General features: G+C 44.3%; 22 protein-coding genes. 11 read left to right on the forward strand and 11 right to left on the reverse strand.

Features of this window, described 5'->3' with window-relative positions:
• Positions 1-39 precede the first annotated feature (39 nt).
• The 9 genes from rsfS (at position 40) to lipA (ending at position 8,305) form a co-directional block, all read left to right on the forward strand.
• Positions 40-357 carry a ribosome silencing factor gene (gene rsfS / locus CWO27_RS12545; RefSeq protein ID WP_004735247.1) on the forward strand — a complete coding sequence of 106 codons (318 nt, stop codon included), beginning with the start codon at positions 40-42 and terminating at the stop codon, positions 355-357.
• A 3-nt stretch (positions 358-360) separates the two neighbouring features.
• Complete coding sequence (rlmH, locus tag CWO27_RS12550) at positions 361-831, forward strand: 23S rRNA (pseudouridine(1915)-N(3))-methyltransferase RlmH (protein ID WP_004735246.1); 471 nt, start codon at positions 361-363, stop codon at positions 829-831.
• A gap of 6 nt (positions 832-837) precedes the next feature.
• Positions 838-2,730, forward strand: a complete 1,893-nt coding sequence (gene mrdA, locus CWO27_RS12555) for a penicillin-binding protein 2 (RefSeq protein WP_102432275.1) — start codon at positions 838-840, stop codon at positions 2,728-2,730.
• Positions 2,730-3,851 (forward strand): rod shape-determining protein RodA, encoded by a 1,122-nt coding sequence (gene rodA, locus CWO27_RS12560; RefSeq protein ID WP_048607962.1) that lies wholly within the window; start codon positions 2,730-2,732, stop codon positions 3,849-3,851. Before mrdA ends, rodA begins: the two co-directional genes overlap by 1 nt.
• Before the next feature lie 3 nt (positions 3,852-3,854).
• Positions 3,855-4,694, forward strand: a complete 840-nt coding sequence (locus CWO27_RS12565; protein WP_102432274.1) for a septal ring lytic transglycosylase RlpA family protein — start codon at positions 3,855-3,857, stop codon at positions 4,692-4,694.
• Positions 4,695-4,787: 93 nt separating this feature from the next.
• Positions 4,788-5,969 carry a serine hydrolase gene (locus CWO27_RS12570; protein ID WP_017067140.1) on the forward strand — a complete coding sequence of 394 codons (1,182 nt, stop codon included), beginning with the start codon at positions 4,788-4,790 and terminating at the stop codon, positions 5,967-5,969.
• Between the two features lie 232 nt (positions 5,970-6,201).
• Entirely contained in the window at positions 6,202-6,480 is a 279-nt protein-coding gene (gene ybeD, locus CWO27_RS12575) for a DUF493 family protein YbeD (protein WP_026084358.1), read from the forward strand.
• A gap of 195 nt (positions 6,481-6,675) precedes the next feature.
• Positions 6,676-7,335 carry a lipoyl(octanoyl) transferase LipB gene (gene lipB, locus CWO27_RS12580; RefSeq protein ID WP_004737632.1) on the forward strand — a complete coding sequence of 220 codons (660 nt, stop codon included), beginning with the start codon at positions 6,676-6,678 and terminating at the stop codon, positions 7,333-7,335.
• A 4-nt stretch (positions 7,336-7,339) separates the two neighbouring features.
• Positions 7,340-8,305 (forward strand): lipoyl synthase, encoded by a 966-nt coding sequence (lipA, locus tag CWO27_RS12585; protein ID WP_017059920.1) that lies wholly within the window; start codon positions 7,340-7,342, stop codon positions 8,303-8,305.
• Between the two features lie 148 nt (positions 8,306-8,453).
• Here the strand turns inward: lipA and CWO27_RS12590 are convergent, their stop codons facing one another.
• The 3 genes from CWO27_RS12590 to CWO27_RS12600 form a co-directional block, all read right to left on the reverse strand.
• Positions 8,454-9,815, reverse strand: a complete 1,362-nt coding sequence (locus tag CWO27_RS12590) for a sodium-dependent transporter (protein ID WP_102432273.1) — start codon at positions 9,813-9,815, stop codon at positions 8,454-8,456.
• A gap of 289 nt (positions 9,816-10,104) precedes the next feature.
• Positions 10,105-10,899, reverse strand: coding sequence for a YggN family protein (locus CWO27_RS12595; protein ID WP_107899044.1), 795 nt, complete (start codon positions 10,897-10,899; stop codon positions 10,105-10,107).
• 88 nt (positions 10,900-10,987) lie between these two features.
• Positions 10,988-11,461 (reverse strand): GreA/GreB family elongation factor, encoded by a 474-nt coding sequence (locus CWO27_RS12600; protein WP_102432271.1) that lies wholly within the window; start codon positions 11,459-11,461, stop codon positions 10,988-10,990.
• 145 nt (positions 11,462-11,606) lie between these two features.
• On the opposite strand from CWO27_RS12600, the gene CWO27_RS12605 reads away from it, so the two are divergent.
• Complete coding sequence (locus CWO27_RS12605; RefSeq protein WP_107899045.1) at positions 11,607-13,541, forward strand: RecQ family ATP-dependent DNA helicase; 1,935 nt, start codon at positions 11,607-11,609, stop codon at positions 13,539-13,541.
• Positions 13,542-13,653: 112 nt separating this feature from the next.
• On the opposite strand, the gene dinB is transcribed toward CWO27_RS12605, so the two are convergent.
• Positions 13,654-14,730: a DNA polymerase IV gene (gene dinB / locus CWO27_RS12610; RefSeq protein ID WP_048657908.1), complete on the reverse strand. Its 1,077-nt coding sequence runs from the start codon at positions 14,728-14,730 to the stop codon at positions 13,654-13,656.
• A 164-nt stretch (positions 14,731-14,894) separates the two neighbouring features.
• Between dinB and CWO27_RS12615 the strand changes: the two genes are divergently transcribed.
• Positions 14,895-16,133 carry a response regulator gene (locus tag CWO27_RS12615; RefSeq protein WP_107899046.1) on the forward strand — a complete coding sequence of 413 codons (1,239 nt, stop codon included), beginning with the start codon at positions 14,895-14,897 and terminating at the stop codon, positions 16,131-16,133.
• Positions 16,134-16,268: 135 nt separating this feature from the next.
• On the opposite strand, the gene nqrM is transcribed toward CWO27_RS12615, so the two are convergent.
• From nqrM to CWO27_RS12650, 7 genes are all read right to left on the reverse strand, one after another.
• Positions 16,269-16,523 carry a (Na+)-NQR maturation NqrM gene (gene nqrM / locus CWO27_RS12620; RefSeq protein WP_009848378.1) on the reverse strand — a complete coding sequence of 85 codons (255 nt, stop codon included), beginning with the start codon at positions 16,521-16,523 and terminating at the stop codon, positions 16,269-16,271.
• Between the two features lie 16 nt (positions 16,524-16,539).
• Entirely contained in the window at positions 16,540-17,544 is a 1,005-nt protein-coding gene (locus CWO27_RS12625; RefSeq protein WP_048657906.1) for an FAD:protein FMN transferase, read from the reverse strand.
• A gap of 174 nt (positions 17,545-17,718) precedes the next feature.
• Positions 17,719-18,945 (reverse strand): NADH:ubiquinone reductase (Na(+)-transporting) subunit F, encoded by a 1,227-nt coding sequence (nqrF, locus tag CWO27_RS12630; protein WP_017631923.1) that lies wholly within the window; start codon positions 18,943-18,945, stop codon positions 17,719-17,721.
• 29 nt (positions 18,946-18,974) lie between these two features.
• Positions 18,975-19,571 carry an NADH:ubiquinone reductase (Na(+)-transporting) subunit E gene (nqrE, locus tag CWO27_RS12635; RefSeq protein ID WP_009848375.1) on the reverse strand — a complete coding sequence of 199 codons (597 nt, stop codon included), beginning with the start codon at positions 19,569-19,571 and terminating at the stop codon, positions 18,975-18,977.
• A gap of 7 nt (positions 19,572-19,578) precedes the next feature.
• Positions 19,579-20,211, reverse strand: coding sequence for an NADH:ubiquinone reductase (Na(+)-transporting) subunit D (locus CWO27_RS12640; RefSeq protein WP_008223083.1), 633 nt, complete (start codon positions 20,209-20,211; stop codon positions 19,579-19,581).
• Positions 20,211-20,978 (reverse strand): Na(+)-translocating NADH-quinone reductase subunit C, encoded by a 768-nt coding sequence (locus tag CWO27_RS12645; protein ID WP_004735209.1) that lies wholly within the window; start codon positions 20,976-20,978, stop codon positions 20,211-20,213. Before CWO27_RS12645 ends, CWO27_RS12640 begins: the two co-directional genes overlap by 1 nt.
• Positions 20,968-22,212, reverse strand: a complete 1,245-nt coding sequence (locus tag CWO27_RS12650; protein WP_017067139.1) for an NADH:ubiquinone reductase (Na(+)-transporting) subunit B — start codon at positions 22,210-22,212, stop codon at positions 20,968-20,970. Before CWO27_RS12650 ends, CWO27_RS12645 begins: the two co-directional genes overlap by 11 nt.
• Between the last annotated feature and the right edge of the window lie 2 nt (positions 22,213-22,214).

The following is a 22,214-nucleotide window of genomic DNA, read 5'->3' on the forward strand; positions in this document are numbered from 1 at the left end:
AGCCCCTAAAAAGCTAAATTCAGATTAAAGGAACACCCCGTGTTACGTGAAGAACTAAAAGATTTTCTTGCAGACAAAGCCGACGACATGAAAGCAGAATCGATTGTGACTATCGATGTAGAAGGCAAATCAAGTGTGACTGATTACATGATTGTTTGTACTGGCACCTCTAAGCGCCATGTTGCTTCTATTGCACAGCATGTTGCTGATGAAGTACGTAAAGCAGGCATGCAACCACTAGGCATGGATGGCCAGCAAGAAGGTGAATGGGTTGTTCTAGATATGGGCACAAGCATGCTCCACGTTATGCAAGAAGAGCATCGTGAACTGTACCAACTAGAAAAACTTTGGGGCTAAGCTTTGAAGATCCAGTTAATCGCAGTTGGTACAAAAATGCCAAAGTGGGTTGAAGAAGGCTTTAAAGAATATAAACGCCGCTTCCCTCATGATATGCCATTAGAACTCATTGAAATCACTGCGGGTAAACGCGGTAAAAATGCGGATATTGCACGTATTCTTCAAAAAGAAGGCGAAGCAATGTTGGCAGCGGTTCCGAAAGGTAACCGCATTGTCACGCTTGATATCCCAGGTAAAAAATGGGATACCCCTCAGCTGGCAGAGCAATTGGAAAGTTGGAAATTGGATGGACGCGACGTTTCTATCCTTATTGGCGGGCCTGAAGGACTAGCACCTGCATGTAAAGCGGCAGCAGATCAAAGTTGGTCTCTATCGGCACTTACTCTCCCTCACCCATTAGTACGCGTTATCATGGCTGAAAGCTTGTATCGAGCTTGGAGCATCACTGCTAACCACCCTTATCATCGAGAATAAGCGTTAATGTTACGTAAACGTAGCCAAATCCGTGACTACAAAGCAGAAGCACGACTATTTACTAGCCGTGCTTTTGTTGCGTTTGCAGGGATCATAGTGATGATGTCGATGTTGGTTATGAATCTTTACAACATTCAAATCAACCAATATCAGGACTATAAAACCCGCTCTAACGACAACCGTATCAAGGTCGTTCCAATCGCACCCAACCGAGGTTTGATTTACGATCGCAACGGTGTACTTCTTGCTGAAAACCGCCCTGTTTTCAATCTAGAAATCACACCAGAAAAAATAAAAGATATGGATGACACGCTCGCCCGCCTACAAGCGTTAATCGAGGTCCCACCAGAACGTGTCGAGCGTTTTAATCGTGATCGTCGTAATTCACGACGCTTCAAGTCAGTACCGATTCTGAACCAACTTACAGAAGAACAGGTTGCGGTCTTTTCTGTAAACCAACATAAGTTCCCTGGTGTTGAGGTCACTGGCACGTTAAAACGTTTTTACCCTTATGGTGATGTGCTGACTCACGTTATTGGTTATGTATCGCGCATCAATGACCGTGATATGCAGCGCCTAGCACGAGAAGAGAAAGACGCCAATTACCAAGCGACTCGCGACATCGGTAAACTTGGCATTGAACGCTACTACGAAGACATGTTGCACGGTACCGCTGGCTATCAAGAAGTCGAAGTAAACAGCCGTGGACGAGTGATCCGTACCCTTAAGTTTGTACCTTCGGTTCCGGGTAAAGATATCGTGCTCAACTTGGACATCAAGCTACAACTATACGTACATAAGTTACTTGATGGCCGCCGTGGTTCAGCTATCGTTCTCGACCCGAAAGACAATGGCGTGTTAGCTATGGTATCTAGCCCAAGCTACGACCCAAATGCATTTGTACATGGTATATCCTCTAAAGGTTACAACGCACTGCTTCAAGACAAAGACCGACCTTTAGTTAACCGTGCAACGCTAGGTATTTATCCACCAGCATCGACGATCAAGCCATTCATTGCTGTTGCGGCTTTGCAAGAAGGTGTCATTACACCGAATACCACACGTAACGACCCTGGCTACTGGAAGATCCCGAACTCTAAAACCAGACCATTCCGTGACTGGTTGCGTTGGGGGCACGGTGTCGTTGATATAGAGAAAGCGATTGAAGAGTCAGTGGATACTTTCTTTTACCAAATTGCTTATGATCTCGGAATTGACCGCATATCCAAATGGATGATGATGTTCGGCTTTGGTGACTACACTGGCATCGATATTTATGAAGAAAGCAAAGCCAATATGCCAACTCGTGATTGGAAAATGGCAAGACACCGTGTGCCTTGGTACCAAGGTGACACCATCCCTGTTGGCATTGGACAAGGCTACTGGACAGCAACACCAATGCAGATTGCAAAAGCCACATCAGTTTTGGTGAATGAAGGTGAAGTAACAGCCCCTCATCTACTTCGTTCAACCATTGATAACGGCCGCCCATTCGATGAACAAATTATGTCGGATATTGAAACTTACCCACCGCTAACCGGAGTTAAGAAGAAGTATTGGGACATCGCTCAGGAAGGTATGAGGCTGGCTAACCACGGTAAGAAAGGCACCGCAAGACGTTCATTCCAGAAGATGTCTTACCAAACTGCTGGTAAATCGGGTACCGCGCAGGTATTCGGCTTAAAAGAAGATGAAGAGTACAACGCGGATGAAATCGCAGAGCACTTACGCGATCACGCCCTCTTTACGGGTTACGCGCCTTTTGAAGATCCTGAAGCAGTCGTGACTATCGTTCTAGAGAACGCAGGTGGCGGTTCGTCTAACGGCGGACCAGTAGTAAGAAGAATTTTAGACCATATTATCCTTGCAGAAGATTATCAAAGTGAGCCAATTAAATAATGAAACTTGATCCTTCAACTGGACGAAATAGAGCCCTATTCGAAAGGCTGCATATCGACCTGCCGCTTTTGCTCGGCATTCTGGTTTTAATGGGCTTTGCCCTACTGATCATGTACAGCGCAAGCGGACAAAGTCTTGCTATGATGGATCGCCAAGCAATGCGTATGGCTCTATCTTTAGGTGTGATGATCTTCCTAGCGCAAATCTCACCTCGCACTTATGAGACCTTGGCACCACTGCTGTTTGCTGGTGGTGTCATCTTACTATTAGGCGTGTTGTTCTTTGGTGAAGCCTCGAAAGGTGCCCAGCGTTGGTTAAACTTCGGCTTTGTTCGATTCCAGCCCTCAGAGCTATTAAAGCTTGCAGTGCCTTTGATGCTGGCACGATTTATCGGTAAGCGTTCACTTCCACCTACCTTCCAAACATTAGCGATCTCGCTAGTGATGGTATTTGTACCGACGATTCTAATCGCAAAGCAACCCGACTTAGGTACATCTATCCTTATCGCCGCATCCGGTATCTTCGTGATATTCCTGGCAGGTATCAGTTGGAAAATCATTGCTAGTGCGGCAATCGCGTTGGGGGCGTTTATCCCAATCTTATGGTTCTTCTTGATGCGTGAATATCAAAAAGTACGTGTAAGAACCCTTTTTGACCCTGAATCAGATCCATTAGGTGCGGGTTACCACATCATTCAAAGTAAGATTGCGATAGGTTCTGGTGGTATATCAGGAAAAGGTTGGCTGCAAGGCACTCAATCTCAACTAGAGTTCATCCCAGAGCGCCACACCGACTTCATTTTTGCGGTAATTGCCGAAGAGTGGGGCATGATTGGTATCTTGTTCTTGCTTGCTATCTATTTGTTTATTATTGGACGTGGCTTAGTGCTTGCTAGCCAAGCTCAAACCGCATTCGGCCGAATGATGGGCGGCAGTATTGTACTGAGCTTCTTCGTCTACATTTTTGTAAACATTGGCATGGTAAGTGGCATTCTACCTGTGGTTGGTGTTCCTCTTCCTCTAGTCAGTTATGGCGGTACTTCAATGGTTACCCTTATGGCTGGTTTTGGTATTTTAATGTCAATCCATACACACAGAAAAGCATTCTCAAAGGCGACCTAATCGATGTCTATTACAACGTTCTCAAAAAAAGCATCCCTGGTTGATGAGCTGCCATTCAAAAAAATAGCCTCTATCTTAGGGCTAGCGATTTTAATCAATGGCTGTTCTTCACAGAAGCCAACAGGTCGCTACGATATTGATTCAGATATTGCGCCAGACGCACCGATCTCGGTAGAGCATTTAGAAGATGCTCACCCTCAGTATGAACCTTATAGTTTAGGTGGTAACACGGATTACACTCTGCGTGGCGAAGACTATAAGATCGTCAAGGAGACGGAAGGATTTACCGAGAAAGGAAAAGCCTCTTGGTACGGTAAGAAATTTCATGGTCATTTAACGTCTAATGGCGAAATCTACGACATGTATTCGATGTCTGCAGCACACAAAACATTGCCTATTCCAAGCTACGTAAAAGTGACCAATACCGATAATGACAAAACAACGATTGTACGCATCAATGATCGTGGTCCATTCCATGAAGGCCGAATCATTGACCTTAGTTATGCGGCCGCTTACAAGCTCGATGTATTAAGAACCGGCACTGCAAATGTTGAGATAGAAGTCATTACTGTAGCTATGCCAACCGACGCTAAGAAAAAGGCCGCTTTGCCACAATTTATTATTCAAGTTGCCACATCTCCACATGAAGATAGAACAGAGAAGTTAGCTAAAGATCTAGCCGAAAAACTAGAAGTAGCAACGTTCTTGCAGTCAAATGATGACAACTACCGTCTGATGATTGGGCCATTTCATGACTATGCTCTGACTCAAGAAAAATTAGAACAAGTTAAGCTAATGGGTTACCCGTCAGCTTATATAAAAAAACACACCCTAACTCGCTAATTAATCTAACAGTTACTTCTGGTAATCAGCGCTCTGGTGTGACAGAGTGATTCTGTTAATATATGAATAGTTCACCAAATAATTGCATTCAAAATGATTAAATCTAATAAACTTGTTAAATCAATTTTTGCTACTTCTGTTGCTCTTTCTGCAACGATAGCTACATCGTCATTCGCCGCTCCTATTGTTGTTCCTGATGCACCTCAAATCGCCGCTAAAGGTTTTGTTCTGATGGATTACCATTCAGGCAAAGTACTAGCAGAGAAAGAGATGAATACTCAACTTTCTCCAGCAAGTTTAACCAAGATGATGACGAGCTACGTAATTGGCCAAGAGCTAGAGCGTGGCAACATCAACTTAAACGACGATGTTGTAATCAGTGAAAATGCTTGGGCTAAAAACTTCCCAGATTCATCTAAGATGTTCGTTGAAGTAGGTACAACGGTTAAAGTTGAAGAACTGAACCGCGGTATCATTGTTCAGTCAGGTAACGATGCTTGTGTTGCCATGGCTGAACACATCGCCGGCTCTGAAGATGCATTCGTTGACCTAATGAACGCATGGGCAAGCTCTATCGGTATGAAAGACACGCACTTTGCTAACGTGCACGGTCTAGACAACCCGAACCTATACTCAACGCCTTACGATATGGCGCTACTTGGTCAGGCGTTGATTCGTGACGTTCCTGATGAGTACCGTATCTACTCGCAGAAAAAATTCACTTACAACGGCATCACCCAATACAACCGTAACGGTCTGTTATGGGATAAGAGCATGAACGTTGATGGCATCAAAACGGGCCACACAAGCAATGCAGGTTACAGCCTAGTAAGCTCAGCGACCGAAGGCAAAATGCGCCTAGTTGCTGTAGTTATGGGCACCAAGAATGCTAATGCTCGTAAAACAGAAAGCAAAAAACTGCTTAGCTACGGCTTCCGTTTCTTCGAAACAGTGGCGCCACATACAGCGGGTGAAACCTTCGTAGAAGAGAAAATCTGGATGGGTAGCAAGGACACAGTTGCGCTAGGTGTCGATGAAGATACTTTCGTAACTCTACCTCGTGGCCAAGCTAAGAACCTAAAAGCAAGCTTCGTACTTGAGAAAGAGCTAGAAGCGCCAATCAGCAAAGGCGATGTAGTTGGTAAACTATTCTACCAAGTCGACGGTGAAGACGTTGCTGAATACCCACTACTAGCACTTGAAGATGTAGACCAAGGCAGCCTATTCAGCCGCCTATGGGACTACCTAGTTCTTCTGTTCAAGGGTTTATTCTAAACCAGCCAAAGGTTTGTTCTAAGTAAAACCTAAGCTTGTTGTATAGCTAACCTAATGAGTAAGTTCATGATTTACTCATTAGTGAGCCAAAAGCCGCCATGTGCGGCTTTTGTTGATCTTGAGTTCAGTGATATTTACACGTAATATTCCGCCTTATTACTCGTGTCTGTTGACCGAACACGCTTTTTATCGACATTTCGCCAATTTGCGAGAGTCTAGCCTTTTGGAGCTAATCATGAACATCAATTCTGATGCAAAACTAAAAGATCTCTTAGAGTTCCCTTGTTCATTTACTTACAAAGTAATGGGCCACGCTAAGCCAGAACTAACAGAGCTAGTGCTAGAAGTGATCCAGCGTCATGCTCCTGGTGACTACAGCCCAACACTAAAACCGAGTGCGAAAGGTAACTACCACTCTGTTTCTATCAATATTACTGCGACTTCAATCGAGCAAGTAGAAACTCTTTATAAAGAACTGGGCGAGATCGAAATCGTTCGTATGGTTCTGTAATCTCCGATTACACATCAAAAACAGCGGCTTATTGCCGCTGTTTTTGTTTAAAGCCCCCTAACGAGTTCAAATTCATTCAACTTAATTTTCAATAAATACAAAGAAAGTTGAAAAACCTTGCAGTCCGTCTGTAGTTAGAATCATGTTTCGCGTTTATAATGCGTTCACTTTATTAATCCTTGAGGGAGTGCAGCTTTGCAAAATAAGCTAATCGTAAAAAAATTAGGCCGTCAGGATTACGAACCTGTATGGAAAGCCATGCATAAGTTCACAGACGAACGCACGGAAGAAGACGTAGACCAAGTTTGGTTGGTTGAACACAACCCTGTCTTCACTCAAGGACAAGCAGGCAAAGCTGAGCATGTATTAAATGCCGGTGATATCCCTGTGATACAAAGCGATCGCGGTGGCCAAGTGACTTACCACGGCCCAGGCCAATTAGTTGCTTACTTTCTGATTAACATCCGCCGCAAGAAATTCGGAGTACGTGATTTGGTTACTCATATCGAGAACCTCGTAATCAATACTCTGAAAGCTTACAATATAGATTCAGCTGCCCGACCTGACGCTCCTGGTGTTTATGTCGATGGCAAAAAAATCTGTTCACTCGGATTACGTATTCGACGTGGCTGCTCGTTCCACGGGCTAGCACTTAACGTCGATATGGACCTGTCTCCATTCCTACGTATTAACCCATGCGGTTACCAAGGTATGGAAATGGCGCAGGTAAGCCAACTTGGCGGACCAAGTGAACTGGAAAACGTTGAGCAACAGTTAATACAAGAGCTCGTAGAGCTACTCGGCTATGACCAAGTAGACATTCAAGCCACCAGTAACATTACAGCAGAAGCATAAAATCATGAGCAAACCAATCCAAATGGAAAAAGGCGTTAAATATCGTGACGCTGACAAAATGGCATTAATTCCCGTAAAGAATATGCCTGCTGAACAGAAAGAAGTTCTACGTAAGCCTGAATGGATGAAGATTAAACTTCCTTCAGACAGCCATCGTATTCAAGAAATCAAATCAGCAATGCGCAAAAACAACCTGCACTCAGTTTGTGAAGAAGCGTCTTGCCCTAACCTAGCCGAGTGTTTCAACCACGGTACGGCAACGTTTATGATTCTTGGCGCTATCTGTACTCGTCGCTGCCCGTTCTGTGATGTTGCCCATGGTCGTCCTGTTGCTCCTGAAGCAGAAGAGCCGAAGAAACTGGCTAAGACGATTAAAGACATGAAACTGAAGTACGTAGTAATCACTTCAGTTGACCGTGATGACTTGCGTGACGGCGGTGCTCAGCACTTTGCTGACTGTAACCGTGAGATTCGCGAGCTAAACCCAAATATTCGTATCGAAACACTGGTTCCAGACTTCCGCGGTCGTATGGATGTTGCGCTTGATCTAATGAAAGACAACCCGCCAGATGTTTTCAACCACAACCTAGAGACAGCACCACGTCTATACCGTAAAGCGCGTCCAGGTGCGAACTACAAGTGGTCTCTTGATCTACTGAAGAAATTCAAAGAACAGCACCCTGATATCCCAACAAAATCAGGTGTGATGATGGGTCTTGGTGAGACGAAAGAAGAGATCGTTCAAGTACTGAAAGACCTTCGCGAACATGGTGTGACTATGCTGACACTAGGCCAATACCTAGCACCAAGCCGTCACCACTTACCAGTAGAACGCTACGTGCCGCCTTCTGAGTTCGATGAACTAAAAGAGATTGCTCTAGAGCTTGGCTTCACTCACGCAGCGTGTGGCCCGTTTGTACGCTCTTCTTACCATGCAGATCTACAAGCTCAAGGTATGGAAATTAAGTAATCACGATTGCTTAACTAAAAATACAAAGGCGCTGAATATTATGTTCAGCGCCTTTTTTCTATCTTCTTGGTGCCGCTAAAAACAACAAAGCCACTCATTAAGAGTGGCCTTGAATAGCAAATATAATGATGTAGCCGTCAGCTGGTCACTATCCGAAAGAAGCCCAAATAACCGTTGCCACCAAGATTGGGCAGACAAATTTCACATACATTGGCCAAACTTTACCAAACCAACCCAGTTGAAAATCAGGGCAGCCTTGCTCAAGCTCTCTCACTTTTGAAGCTCGGCTCCACACCCAGCCACCAAACAGGCAAAACATCAATGCCGCTACAGGTTGAAGGTATTGAGTTGCAATCATCGCTACCATGCCAAACATCGCAGCAAAGTTGTAAACAATCACCACACTAAACAGCGCGATAGCACCACCAATCACCCAGCTTGTTGGCGTTCGTCTAGTATTGAAACGCTCACTCACTAGCGCTACCGGGCCTTCAAGCATCGAGATAGAAGAAGTCAGTGCAGCAATCGTTAGTAGTAAGAAGAAGACAATTGCGAAGATCTGACCAAGCACACCTAAACTATCAAACATCAACGGCAGAACCGTGAATACTAGCGTGTCAGAACTTAATAGTGAGCCGTCTTCCGCGTAGATTTGAACGCCTTTTTGCATCGCAACAAACATTGCAGGCATCACCACTAGTCCAGCAATAAAAGCGACAGCAGTATCAACCAAAGTAACGTTCATTGCCATTTTTGGCAGGTTTTCTTTCTTACTTAAGTAAGAGCCATAAACCAACATTGAGCAGCCACCAATGGTGAGCGAAAAGAAACCCTGCCCCATTGCCGCCAGAATCAGTTTTCTATCCCACACTTTCTCAAAGTCTGGAACGAGGTAATGTTTTAGGCCTTCCATTGCACCAGATTGCGTCATGATGTAAACAAACAATAAGCCAAATAAAACAAACAGCGCAGGCATCAAACGAGTCGACCACTTCTCGATACCTTGCTTAACACCGCCCTGTACAATCAAGATAGTCAGTACATAGAACGCGACGGTACCAAATACGTTGCGCTCAACACTGAAGCCTTTAAACCAATCAGCAGCAGCCTCTAGACCAATCAGATCCGCAACAGCTCCAATTAGGAAGCAAATCAACCAACCGCCAACAATGCTATAAAAGGCTAGCACTGCACTTGGAACACTCAATCCAATCCAACCGACAAACTCACCGACTTTCTTACCCAAAGGGTTTGTCGTCAAAGATCGCATGCTATCAACTGGGTTTGCTTGGCCGTGACGGCCGATAGCCATCTCTACCACCAGCATAGGGAAAGCAACCACGAAGATCATGATCAAATAGACCAAAAGGAAAGCACCGCCACCGTTGCTGGCAACTTGAGTCGGGAAACCCCAAATATTACCCAAGCCAACCGCTGCACCAGCCGCTGCTAAAATAAAGCCTAAACGAGAGCTAAAGTGCTCTCTTGAAGAGGAAGATTGTTGGTCCATATTGCCCGCATTAAAAATCAGTGAACTAGTTGAGAAGTACAGTAATAAAAAGCAATGATAGGCACAACCAATAAATGAACAATTCTCTGATTTTTACAATCAATGCGCTATTTAGAACCACAAAATTAACAAATAACCAGTCTTATCATTCAATCATAAGCAATAAAGCAAAGTGGCGGGCTTGAGAAGCAAATCGATTAAATAGAGATAAATACTCGTTGCGTGGTTCCATTTATACAAACAAAAAGAGCACCAACCGGTGCTCTTGCTATTCATCATTAGATTCAAATTAAATTGTGAATACTTGGTAATCTTTTAGGTTCGGAATAATTTCATGCAGTTCTTGCTCTTGCTCTGCCATCTCATCAAGTGAATCACAGAACTCAGTGCCTTCTTCTTCCATTTGCTGAGCATGTTCTTTCATTCGCTCTTCAACTTTCAGCTTTAATTCAGCCATGCTGTCAGCCAATTCAGTCAGGTTTAGGCCACCGTCTTGTTTCATCTTTTCTGACATCGCATTAAAAGCGCTAGATATAAATTCTTGGTTAAAGATTTCTTTCGCCTTCTCGAAATCTTCAGACCAGCCATTTGCCATCGAGTCGAAACTGTCTGCTGGTAGTACTAGCTCACCATCTTTGTAGTAACGCGCCTCAAGTTCAGCAAAATACGTCTTCATTGACTCTTTTACATTATCAAACGACTCAGGCGAATCTAGGCTAGCGGCAATATCATCAATAACGTCATTGGCTAATGCTAAGCTCTCGTTAGCCATTTGCTTTGCGCGAGGTAAATACTCACCCATACTTTCACGATACTTTTCAATTGCCGCTTGTTGGTCTGCATCAAGCTCAACTTTCTCACCATGAATATAGAGATCGTTGTTGTTATCGAACACGGCGCTATTGCCATTTACCTGATGAATTTCGACTTTCTGATCATCGATTCGTAATTCATTCTTCAAATCAACTCGACACTGAGCAGCAAAAGTTGGCAGGCTCACGACAGAGATTACCGCTGTTAACGATGCGATTAATACATTGTTTTTCATAAACATTTTGTTTTTCATAAATACATTGCTTTTCATAACATCCTCTCATCAATCTGACAAATTACTATACCTTGGGTGTATGCTTCTTTGTCAGAGCAACGTCTTATATTCCCTAGCCAATTATTCAGTCAACCGATACCACTTCGTAGCAAAACTGTTTATCAGCGACCTTAAACTCAATTTCATCGCCAACTTCTTTACCCATTAACGCCTGACCAAAAGGCGCATTTGCCGTCACGATAGCTACTTCATTGTCATTCCACGTGACAGCCAGTCCCCCAACTCTCGGCCCCATAAAGAAGTGTTTATATTGGTCATGCTCATCAATCACCACCACATAGCTACTCACAGTAACTTTTTCACTGTCACGCAATACAAGGTTTCGATAGCACTGAATATCATCTTCACACTCTTGCACTCTCACCGCTTGTCCGTGGGCAAGATACGAGGCTTCTAGAGCTAAGGTGTCGTACTTGTGTTCTGGCACTGTCTCTTCATCGGTCGCGGCGTCAATGGCACGTTGAGTGGCAGATTGTGCGATACGCAATCGGGATTCGAGTTGCTCAATGATTATTTGTCGAAGCTCAGGCTTATTCATACTATTGGGGTGCTTTTCTATAGGAGCTACAGAATAGAATTAGGTACAATCAGGTGCAAGACATTTGATTCATCAAGCGACGCTATCATGAATAGGCGCCCGCTTTAGCATCAATACGACACTTAATAACTCAGGTAGAACATAAATGATTGAGCAGAAACTAAAACAAGTATTCGGATTCGACTCACTGCGTAATGGACAAAAGCAAGTCATTGATAATGTTCTATCTGGTCACTCAACTGCGGCCATATTTCCTACAGGCTCAGGTAAATCTCTGTGTTATCAATTACCAGCATTAGAATTGCCGCACTTAACCTTAGTGATATCACCGCTGTTAGCCTTGATGAAAGACCAACTCGCTTTCCTGCACAGTAAAGGCATTAGCGCAGCTGCCATCGAATCAAGCCAAGACAGACAAACCACACAACAGGTCATGCAGTCGGTACGTAACGGTGACACAAAGATCCTCATGATCTCAGTTGAGCGCTTGAAGAACGAGCGCTTTCGTCAGTTTATCTCTCAAGTGCCGATCTCACTGCTTGTGGTCGATGAAGCGCACTGTATTTCAGAATGGGGACACAACTTCAGACCAGATTACCTGAAGCTTCCTCAATACCAGAAACAGCTCAATATTCCTCAAGTACTGTTACTGACAGCAACCGCGACGACATCTGTTATCCAAGATATGAAGTCGAAGTTTGAAATTGATGAGGAACGCGTTGTGGTTACGGGGTTCTATCGTCAAAACCTCGACCTGTCGATTCAACCTTGCGAACAAACCAGCAAGCTAGAAACCTTGAGCAATGTCGTCAACCAAGCTTCTCTCGCTCCGACTATTGTTTATGTCACCCTTCAACAAACAGCAGAGATGGTGGCTCAGCAACTTCGAAACGCTGGCGTTAATGCCGTGGCTTACCATGCGGGTCTTAAGCCTGAAAACCGAGATGCAATTCAACATCAATTCATGAATGATGAAGTGAGCTGTATCGTGGCAACCATTGCGTTTGGTATGGGCGTAGATAAGTCCAACATTCGCCGAGTGATTCACTTTGATTTACCAAAATCGATCGAGAACTACTCACAAGAGATCGGCAGAGCGGGACGAGATGGACAAGCTTCTGAGTGTATATTGCTCGCGAACAAACACGGCTTGAGCACACTAGAGAACTTTGTATTTGGCGATACTCCAGACAACATATCGATCCAGGCAGTATTAAAAGAGATCTACGAAAATCAAAACATTGGCGCTTCTGGTTGGAACCAATGGGAGATCATGCTTAACCAACTATCACGTGAATCCAACATTCGTCAGTTACCGCTAAAAACACTGCTGGTGTATCTCGAAATTGAAGGTGTGATTGAGCCGAAGTACAGCTACTTCGCAGACTACAAATTTAAGTTCATTCGCCCGAAACAGCAAATCACCGAACAGTTCCAAAGTGAACGTCGTCAATTTGTCGAAGCGATTTTCCAATGCTCTCCTCAGGCAAGAGTGTGGTGCCAAGTCGACTTCGATGCGCTTTGGACTCATTTCCAAGCTGATCGTCAGCGCGTGATTGCGGCTATCGACTACTTCAATGAACAAGGTTGGATTGAACTGGAAAGCAAGCAGATCACAGATGTCTATGCGATTCACAATACCTCAGAAGATATGATGCAGCTGTCAGAGCGTCTAACTGAGTTGTTTAAGATAAAAGAGAACAGTGAAATCAATCGTCTTAATCAGATGCTGAGCTTCTTTGAAGCCGACACCTGCCTAAGCTCGCGCCTTGCAAGTTACTTTGCCGATGATAAGGCGCCAGCAAACTGCGGTCATTGCTCTGTATGTCGAGGAGAAGTGGCAATCTTACCAACCGTTGATGTTGAACCTGTCGATGATGAGACGGTGATGACATGGATACATGAGTTTATTTCGACTAGCCAACAACTGATTACCGACGAGGCAATTACTCGCTTCTTATGTGGAATCGCTACCCCGCTTTCAACCAAACTCAAAGCCAGCAAAATGGTTGGTTACGGCAAGCTAGAGCAGCAACCGTTCAGTGATACCTTAGCGCGAGTTAAACAGCTTCCTAGATAAGCCAACTTCCATACTTAGGTAAAAACCGATTAGGCTGTGAAGTCTAGTCGGTATTCAAATACCAACAACACTTTCAACAACATTTCTAAGCCGAACCTCTCAGAGCCTTTCCCTAAAAGAAACTCAACTGACGCATTTGGTCTTTGGGTTGCAGCATTACGCTTAAACCAAGCAGACGTATCTCTCGCCCCTGTTGTCTTTTCAGTATTTCACTTAGCAGTTCTTTGAAGTGTTCACGATCTAAAGAGGCGTGGATATGTTCAATCGTGGTTTGCTGAAAGTCGGCGAACTTGAGTTTGATTCCCTGCTTGATGATCGCTTTAGTTGGGCTGGCTTTTTCTAAGCGAGTTTCGAGCTCAGGAAATAGCTTGTCTTCGATTACCTGCCAACATTCAGCGTAAGTTGAAATATTTTGAGTGAAGGTGCGCTCTACGCCTACCGATTTTCGCTCGCGCTCGATGATAACTTCTCGATCATCAATGCCATGACTGCGCTTCCAGAGTGATGCACCTTGACGGCCAAACTTGAGTAGGAGGTCTCGATAGTCAGACTCTTTAATATCCTTACAAGTAAAGAAACCTGCTTGATGCAGCTTTTCAATGCTCACCTTGCCGACACCGGGAATCTTTTCTAGTGGCAACTCATCAATCACTGATTGTACGTCTTGTGGAGGGATAACAAACTGACCATTGGGCTTATTCAGATCCGAGGCAACTTTGGCTAAGAACTTGATCGGGGCAATGCCAGCCGAAGCGGTCAGGTTGAGTTCATTCCAGATATCACGGCGAATCGACTCAGCAATAAGTGTTGCTGAACCATGACACTGCGTAGAATCGGTGACATCAAGAAACGCTTCATCTAAGGAAAGAGGCTCTATGACAGACGTGTATCGAGAGAAGATTTCACGGATCTTTTTAGATATCTCGACATAGACCGACATTCTTCCCGGCACAACCAATAGATTAGGACAAAGCTGTAGCGCTTTTCCGGTCGGCATTGCAGAGCGAACACCAAACTTGCGGGCTTCATAATTACATGTGCTCAAAACACCGCGTTGCTTCTCATGCCCACCAACAGCTAACGGGCGATTTCGGTAAGCAGGGTTATCACGCATTTCTACAGCCGCATAAAAACAATCCATATCGACATGAATTATTTTTCTTATTTTCTCTTCGCCTGCGCTACACATCTAGGAATGACTCGACCTTACAACTGTATCAATAAACAGTATAATCCAAATTTTATCAGATTTAAAACGATCTCGAGTCCAGCTAAAAAGGTTTCGCTTCAATAGTCATAAGCTCTTCTGATACTATTGTTAACGAGTATTTAGTCTATAAGTAGGGATCGCTTGTGAGTGAAAAAATACTAGTGGTGGAAGATAGCCGAGCATTCCGCAACTACCTGTACCAACAGCTTAAAAATAGCGGTTATGAGGTCGCACTTGCTGAATCTATTGCAAAAGCAAAAAACATCTTGGAACAAGAGACGGATTTCTTATGTGCCGTATTAGATTACTGCTTACCTGACGGGCAAGACGGTGAGATCATTGATCTCGTATTAGGCTATCAACAGAAAATAATTGTTCTTACCGGGATGTTCGACAATCAACTGCGAGAGCAAGTCCTAGCAAAAGGCGTTATTGACTACATACTTAAAGACAGTATGTCATCAGTAAGCTACCTACTCCCTCTGGTTCAAAGAATTTCGAATAATCGCCACCACAAAGCATTGGTTGTCGATGATTCAGCGGTTGTTCGCCGTTACATAGCTCAACTTCTAGAACACCAATATATCCAAACTATCCAAGCCGAAGACGGCGAACAAGCATTAAAGCTTCTTCATAACGATCCCGATATTACATTCGTTGTTACAGACCATGATATGCCGAACAAAGACGGTATAGCGATGATCCGTGAAATTCGACGCGATCACGATAGAAACCAGTTGGCTATTTTAGGGCTATCAGGTAGCGATGACCGCACCATGACAGCGCGATTCCTTAAAGCGGGTGCTAACGATTTCCTTTACAAGCCTTTTAACCAAGAAGAGTTTTTCTGCCGTATCCATCAACTGCTTGATATGAAAGAAGCGGCCAATGAGCTATTTCGACATGCCAACGAGGATGCTCTTACTGGCTTATGGAATCGTCGCTACCTGTTTAATCATCCTTGTAAGGGCTGCGATCAACGAAACATCGCGATGATGGATATCGACTTCTTTAAGAAAGTGAATGATACCTTTGGCCACGATGGTGGTGATGCCGTGCTGATCGATGTAGGGAAAATCATCAAAGATCATTTCAAAGACGATGTCGCTGTGCGCTTCGGTGGTGAAGAGTTTTGTATTCAGTCATGCGGTGCATTTGAGAGCTTTGTTGACAACTTAGAGTCCATGAGAGAAGCCATTGAAAGCCATGTTGTTGAGCATGACTCTCAAAGAATCAAGGTCAGTATTAGCATCGGCGTAACCGATTTAGACGCCAAGTTAGATGAGCAGATCAAAGCCGCTGATGAGCTTCTTTATACGGCAAAAGAGCAAGGTAGGAATCAGCTAGTGTTTGCGCGTAACAGCATGCAAATCGAACAATAGTCATTCGTTTTTGTTTCCATCGTTAATCTGCCAAGATAAATGACTAAGCCTCAAAACCAAAAAAGCTCAAGATGATAATCTTGAGCTTTTCAATTTAAGGGCATAGATAACTCTACCCCTTATGACTGTCACCCATTAAGCGATACGGTCTTTACTCCAAGCCGCTTCTTTTTGTTGGCGCTCAGCCAGCTTCTCTTCACGGTAAGCTTCACGTGCTTCACGCTTCTTACGCGCGTCGCAAGGTTCAGGGCAGTTACATACTTTATCAATACCAACAGCACCTAAGCCACCACAGCTACCTTTCACAACTTTCTTTTGGATAATGTAGCCAATTGACATCGCTGCGATTACTGCAAGAAAAACACCAAATGTAATCAGAAATGTATTCATAATTATCTCGCTTACCTTATTTACCTAAGTATGGCTTAAATGCTTCAGAAGCAATTTCTTTAAAGCCATCTGCTGTTTTTACCACCATGAACACTGGGATGTTATGCTGGTTTGCGACTTCCATTCCTTTTTCCTCACCTAAGACCATAAGGCCAGTAGATAAGCCGTCTGCAGTCATTGAAGACGGGTTTAAAACAGTCACAGAAACCACTTTATGATGAAGAGGCTTTCCTGTTTCTGGGTTGATGATGTGTGAGTAACGAACACCATCACGCTCAAAATAGTTGCGGTAGTCACCAGACGTTGCGATCGCCATATCACCAGGCTCGATGATCTCTTGGATGTTACGTTCGTCAATACTTGGTTTTTCGATGGCAATACGCCAGCCTACACTTTCACGGTTTAGGCCTTTCAAACGGATTTCACCGCCTACTTCTACCATGTAGTTGTGAATACCAATTGAATCAAGGTAATCGGCAACAACATCAACGCCCCAACCTTTTGCAATAGTTGACAGGTCGACATACAAATTAGGCAAGTCTTTAGTTAGCTTGTTGCCTTCAACGCTCAAGTGGTGAATACCAACCTTAGCTTTACGAGCAGCAAGTTCTTCATCTGATGGAACGACTTCCGGACGCGCTTCAGGACCAAAACCCCAAAGATTAACCAATGGGCCAACCGTAACATCCAACGCACCTTCAGTAAGACCGTTCAAACGAATGGCTTCTTTCACAACGATAGCAGTTTGTTCAGATACTTCGAATGCGTCCGCACCTTTGTGTTGATTGAAACGGCTCAGCTCTGAATCTTCACGGTAAGTCGACATTTGATCATTCACTTCTTCAAGTAGACGATCGATCTCAGTATGAACTTCATTAGATTCAGGAAATTCATCACCATTGATATATTTAATATTGTAACTGGTACCCATTGTTGGGCCACTTAAATGCACTTGCTCTCTTGCCTGATCACAGCCCGCAAGAAAAATCAAAGAAGTTAATGCAACAAGCCAAATTCTCACTTGCTTACTCCTGTCTAATGTTAAGGATTTATATAAGGAAAAATAAGAGTAAAAAATAGGTATTTTGAATGCCTTACTCTTTCTTATATAAGCCAGTATGTTGTCAAAAATAGTCTTAGAAAAACAAATGGCTGACTCGTGAGAGTCAGCCATAATATCAATCACTTAAATGGATTAACCACCGAAGTCATCTAGTAGGATGTTTTCATCTTCTACACCAAGATCTTTCAGCATGCCGATAACAGCCGCGTTCATCATTGGTGGACCACACATGTAGTACTCACAGTCTTCAGGAGCTTCGTGATCCTTCAGGTAGTTTTCGTACAATACGTTATGGATGAAACCTGTGTAACCGTCCCAGTTGTCCTCTGGTTGAGGATCAGACAGAGCACAGTGCCACACGAAGTTCTCGTTTGCAGCCGCTAGGCCATCGAAATCTTCAATGTAGAACATCTCACGCTTAGAACGTGCACCGTACCAGTAAGACATCTTACGAGTAGAGTTAAGACGCTTAAGTTGGTCGAAGATATGTGAACGCATTGGCGCCATACCTGCACCACCACCGATGAATACCATTTCATTGTCTGTGTCTTTAGCAAAGAACTCACCAAATGGACCAGAAATAGTACATTTGTCGCCTTCTTTAAGAGACCAGATGTATGAAGACATCACACCAGGAGCTACGTCAGGGTTGTTTGGCGGCGGAGTTGCGATACGCACGTTAAGCTTGATGATGCCTTTCTCTTCTGGGTATGAAGCCATAGAGTAAGCACGGATCGAGTGCTCTTTAACGATAGACTCGTAACGGAACAAGTTGAACTTATCCCAGTCACCACGGTATTCCTCAGGAATATCGTAATCTGCGTATTTCACGTGATGTGGTTCAGCTTCAATCTGAATGTAACCACCCGCGCGGAACGGAACTTCTTCACCTTCAGGGATCGCTAGAGCAAGTTCTTTGATGAAAGTAGCTTCGTTGTTATTCGAGATAACAGTACATTCCCACTTTTTAACACCAAAGATATCTTCGTCTAGTTCAATCTCCATGTCAGTTTTCATAGCAACTTGACATGCAAGACGTTCGCCTTCGCGAGCTTCACCTTTTGTGATGTGATCAAGTTCAGTTGGAAGGATGTCGCCACCACCAGACTTAACTTTTACACGACACTGACCACAAGAGCCACCGCCACCACAAGCAGAAGATACGAAGATACCAGCGCCAGCTAGGGCACCAAGTAGCTTGCTACCAGGTTGAGTAACGATCGCCTTTTCAGGGTCGCCGTTTACAGCAATAGTGATGTCACCTGATGGTACTAGCTTAGACTTAGCGAAAAGAATCACTAGTACTAGAGCCAATACAATAATGGTAAACATCGCTACGCCAAGAATAATGCTTTGCATTTGTTATTCCTTATTACTGGGTGCTTACCCTACAGTTGAACACCAGAGAAAGACATAAAGCCTAACGCCATCAGACCAACAGTAATGAACGTGATACCAAGGCCACGAAGACCTGGAGGTACGTCAGAGTACTTCATCTTCTCACGGATACCCGCAAGAGCAACGATAGCTAACATCCAACCCACACCAGAACCGAAGCCGTAAACAACAGATTCCGCAAAGTTGTAGTCACGAGTTACCATGAAAGATACACCACCAAAGATTGCACAGTTAACTGTGATCAGTGGAAGGAAGATACCTAGTGCGTTGTACAAAGGTGGGAAGAAACGGTCTAGAACCATCTCTAGGATTTGTACAAGTGCCGCGATAACACCGATGAATGCGATGAAGTTAAGGAAACTTAAATCGACACCTTCAACAAGCGCGTTTTCTTTCAGGATGTGTGTGTAAACAAGGTTGTTTACAGGAACAGCGATTGTAAGTACTACAACTACCGCAACACCAAGACCAAAAGAAGTTTTAACTTTCTTAGATACCGCTAGGAATGTACACATACCTAGGAAGAAAGAAAGCGCCATGTTTTCGATGAAAATCGATTTAACTAGCAGACTAATATAATGTTCCATGACTACCTTACCCCTTCGCTTCTACTTGTTCTGGTTTGAACACACGAATTGCCCAAATCAAGAAACCAATTAGGAAGAATGCAGAAGGTGCTAGAAGCATCAAGCCGTTTGGCTGATACCAACCACCGTTGCTCACTAGAGGTAGTACTTCCATACCAAATAGTTTGCCAGAGCCTAGAAGCTCACGGAAGAAACCAACAGTGATAAGAACGAAACCGTAACCAAGACCGTTACCAAGACCATCGATTAGAGATGGGATTGGCGCAGACTTCATTGCGAATGCTTCAGCACGACCCATTACAATACAGTTAGTAATGATTAGGCCTACGAATACAGATAGCTGCTTAGAGATATCGTATAGGTATGCTTTAAGCACTTGGTCTACCACGATTACTAATGATGCGATGATTGCCATCTGAACGATGATACGCACACTGTTAGGAATGTGGTTACGGATCAAAGAAACGAAGAAGTTAGACAGAGCAGTAACGAACATTACCGCGATAGTCATAACAAATGCTGTTTCTAGCTTAGTGGTTACCGCAAGAGCAGAACACACACCAAGAACCTGTAGCGCGATTGGGTTGTTGTCCAACACCGGCGCTAAGATGCTCTTTTTAATTTCTTTTGCACTAGACATTAGTTCAGACCTCCGTCACGAACTTTTGCTAGGAACGGACCAAAGCCCATATCACCTAACCAGAAGTCAAATGTATGTTGAACACCAACGCTAGTCAGTGTTGCACCAGAAAGGCCATCTACACCGTGCTCAGAACCTTGAGGAGCGCCACCTTTAACAACCTGAATAGCAGGTTTGTGGTTTTCGTCGAATAATTTCTTACCAACGAATTGAGCACGCCAAGTTGGGTTCTCAACTTCACCACCAAGTCCAGGAGTTTCACCTTGCTCGTAGTAAGTGATACCAGAAACTGTGTTGCCATCAGTTTCTACCGCAACGAATGCGTACATCATTGACCATAGACCGTTACCGTGAACAGGGATGATAACTTTAGAAGTTTCAGCGCCATCTTTCACAAGGTATACAGTACCTGTGTTAGCACGACGAATGATCTTAGCGATGTCATCTTCAGCTGAAAGCTTAATTGACTGAGCTGGATCTTTTGCCGCTTTACGTTGGTCGTATGCAGCAGCATCGCCGTCAACGAAATCACCAGTAGCGAAATCAACTAGACGAGGTTCAATGTTCTCTGCGTACAGTGCTGGAATGTTACCCGCAAGTTCAATGCCCGCAACTTCAAGGATCTTAGTTTGCTGATCCAGAACCGCGTTAGCTTGTTGCTTAGGTTTAAGAACAACTGCAGCTGTTGAAACGATGATTGAGCACACTAAGCTCAATGCGATAACAACAAACAGCGTCTTTTTAATGCTATCGTTATTACTTGCCATAGCGCGCTAGTCTCCGCTTAATGTTCTTCTCGATTACAACGTGGTCAAACAGAGGAGCAAATAGGTTTGCGAATAGAATCGCAAGCATCATGCCTTCTGGGTATGCAGGGTTAACTACACGGATCATTACACACATTGCGCCGATTAGGATGCCGTACCACCACTTACCTTTGTTGGTAAATGAAGCTGATACTGGGTCAGTCGCCATGAAGAACATACCGAACGCGAAGCCACCAAGAACTAGGTGCCAGTGCCAAGGCATGCTGAACATTGCGTTAGTATCAGAACCGATCACGTTAAACAGCGTAGACACTGCAATCATACCGATCATTACACCAGCAATGATACGCCATGAAGCGATACGCATGTATACGATCATCGCAGCACCGATCATAAGTGCTAGAGTCGATACTTCACCGATAGAACCTGGGATGTTACCAATGAATGCGTCCATCCAAGTGATTGCTTCACCAGATGTTACGTTCATTAGTGCGCTACCGCCGCCTTGAGCCCATTGGCTAAGAGCAGTTGCACCAGAGAAACCGTCTGCAGCAGTCCAAACTACGTCACCTGAAATCTGTGCAGGGTATGCAAAGAATAGGAACGCACGGCCAGCAAGTGCAGGGTTCAGGAAGTTACGACCCGTACCACCGAAGATCTCTTTAGCGACTACAACACCGAAGGTAATACCTAGTGCTGCTTGCCATAGAGGAAGTGTTGGCGGAACGATAAGCGCAAATAAGATAGAAGTAACAAAGAAGCCTTCGTTTACTTCGTGCTTACGCACCATACAGAACAGAACTTCCCAGAAACCACCAACGATGAATACCGTTGCGTAGATAGGTAGGAAGTATGTCGCACCAAGTAGCATCTTGCTGCCAACACCTGCATCGGCTCCTAAGGAGGCGCCAAGCATTTCGGTTAGCCAGTAGTGCCAGTTACCACTGATAACAGATGCTAGTTCAGCGCCTGCGTACATATGGTTAAGTGCTGCGATAGCTTGGCCACCCGCGTTGTACATACCCCAGAACATTGCTGGGAATACCGCGAACCAAACCATGATCATGATACGTTTTAAATCAACGCTATCACGAACGTGCGAGCTTTTCTTTGTAATAAGACCTGGCGTGTAGAACACTGTCGCTGCTGCTTCGTAAAGCGCAAACCACTTCTCGTGTTTACCACCTGGCTCAAAATGATGCTCGATGTCTTCAAGAAACTTTTTAAGGCCCATGA

This window comes from Vibrio sp. 10N.286.51.C3, from assembly GCF_003050065.1.
Classification (GTDB): Bacteria; Pseudomonadota; Gammaproteobacteria; order Enterobacterales; family Vibrionaceae; genus Vibrio; species Vibrio crassostreae.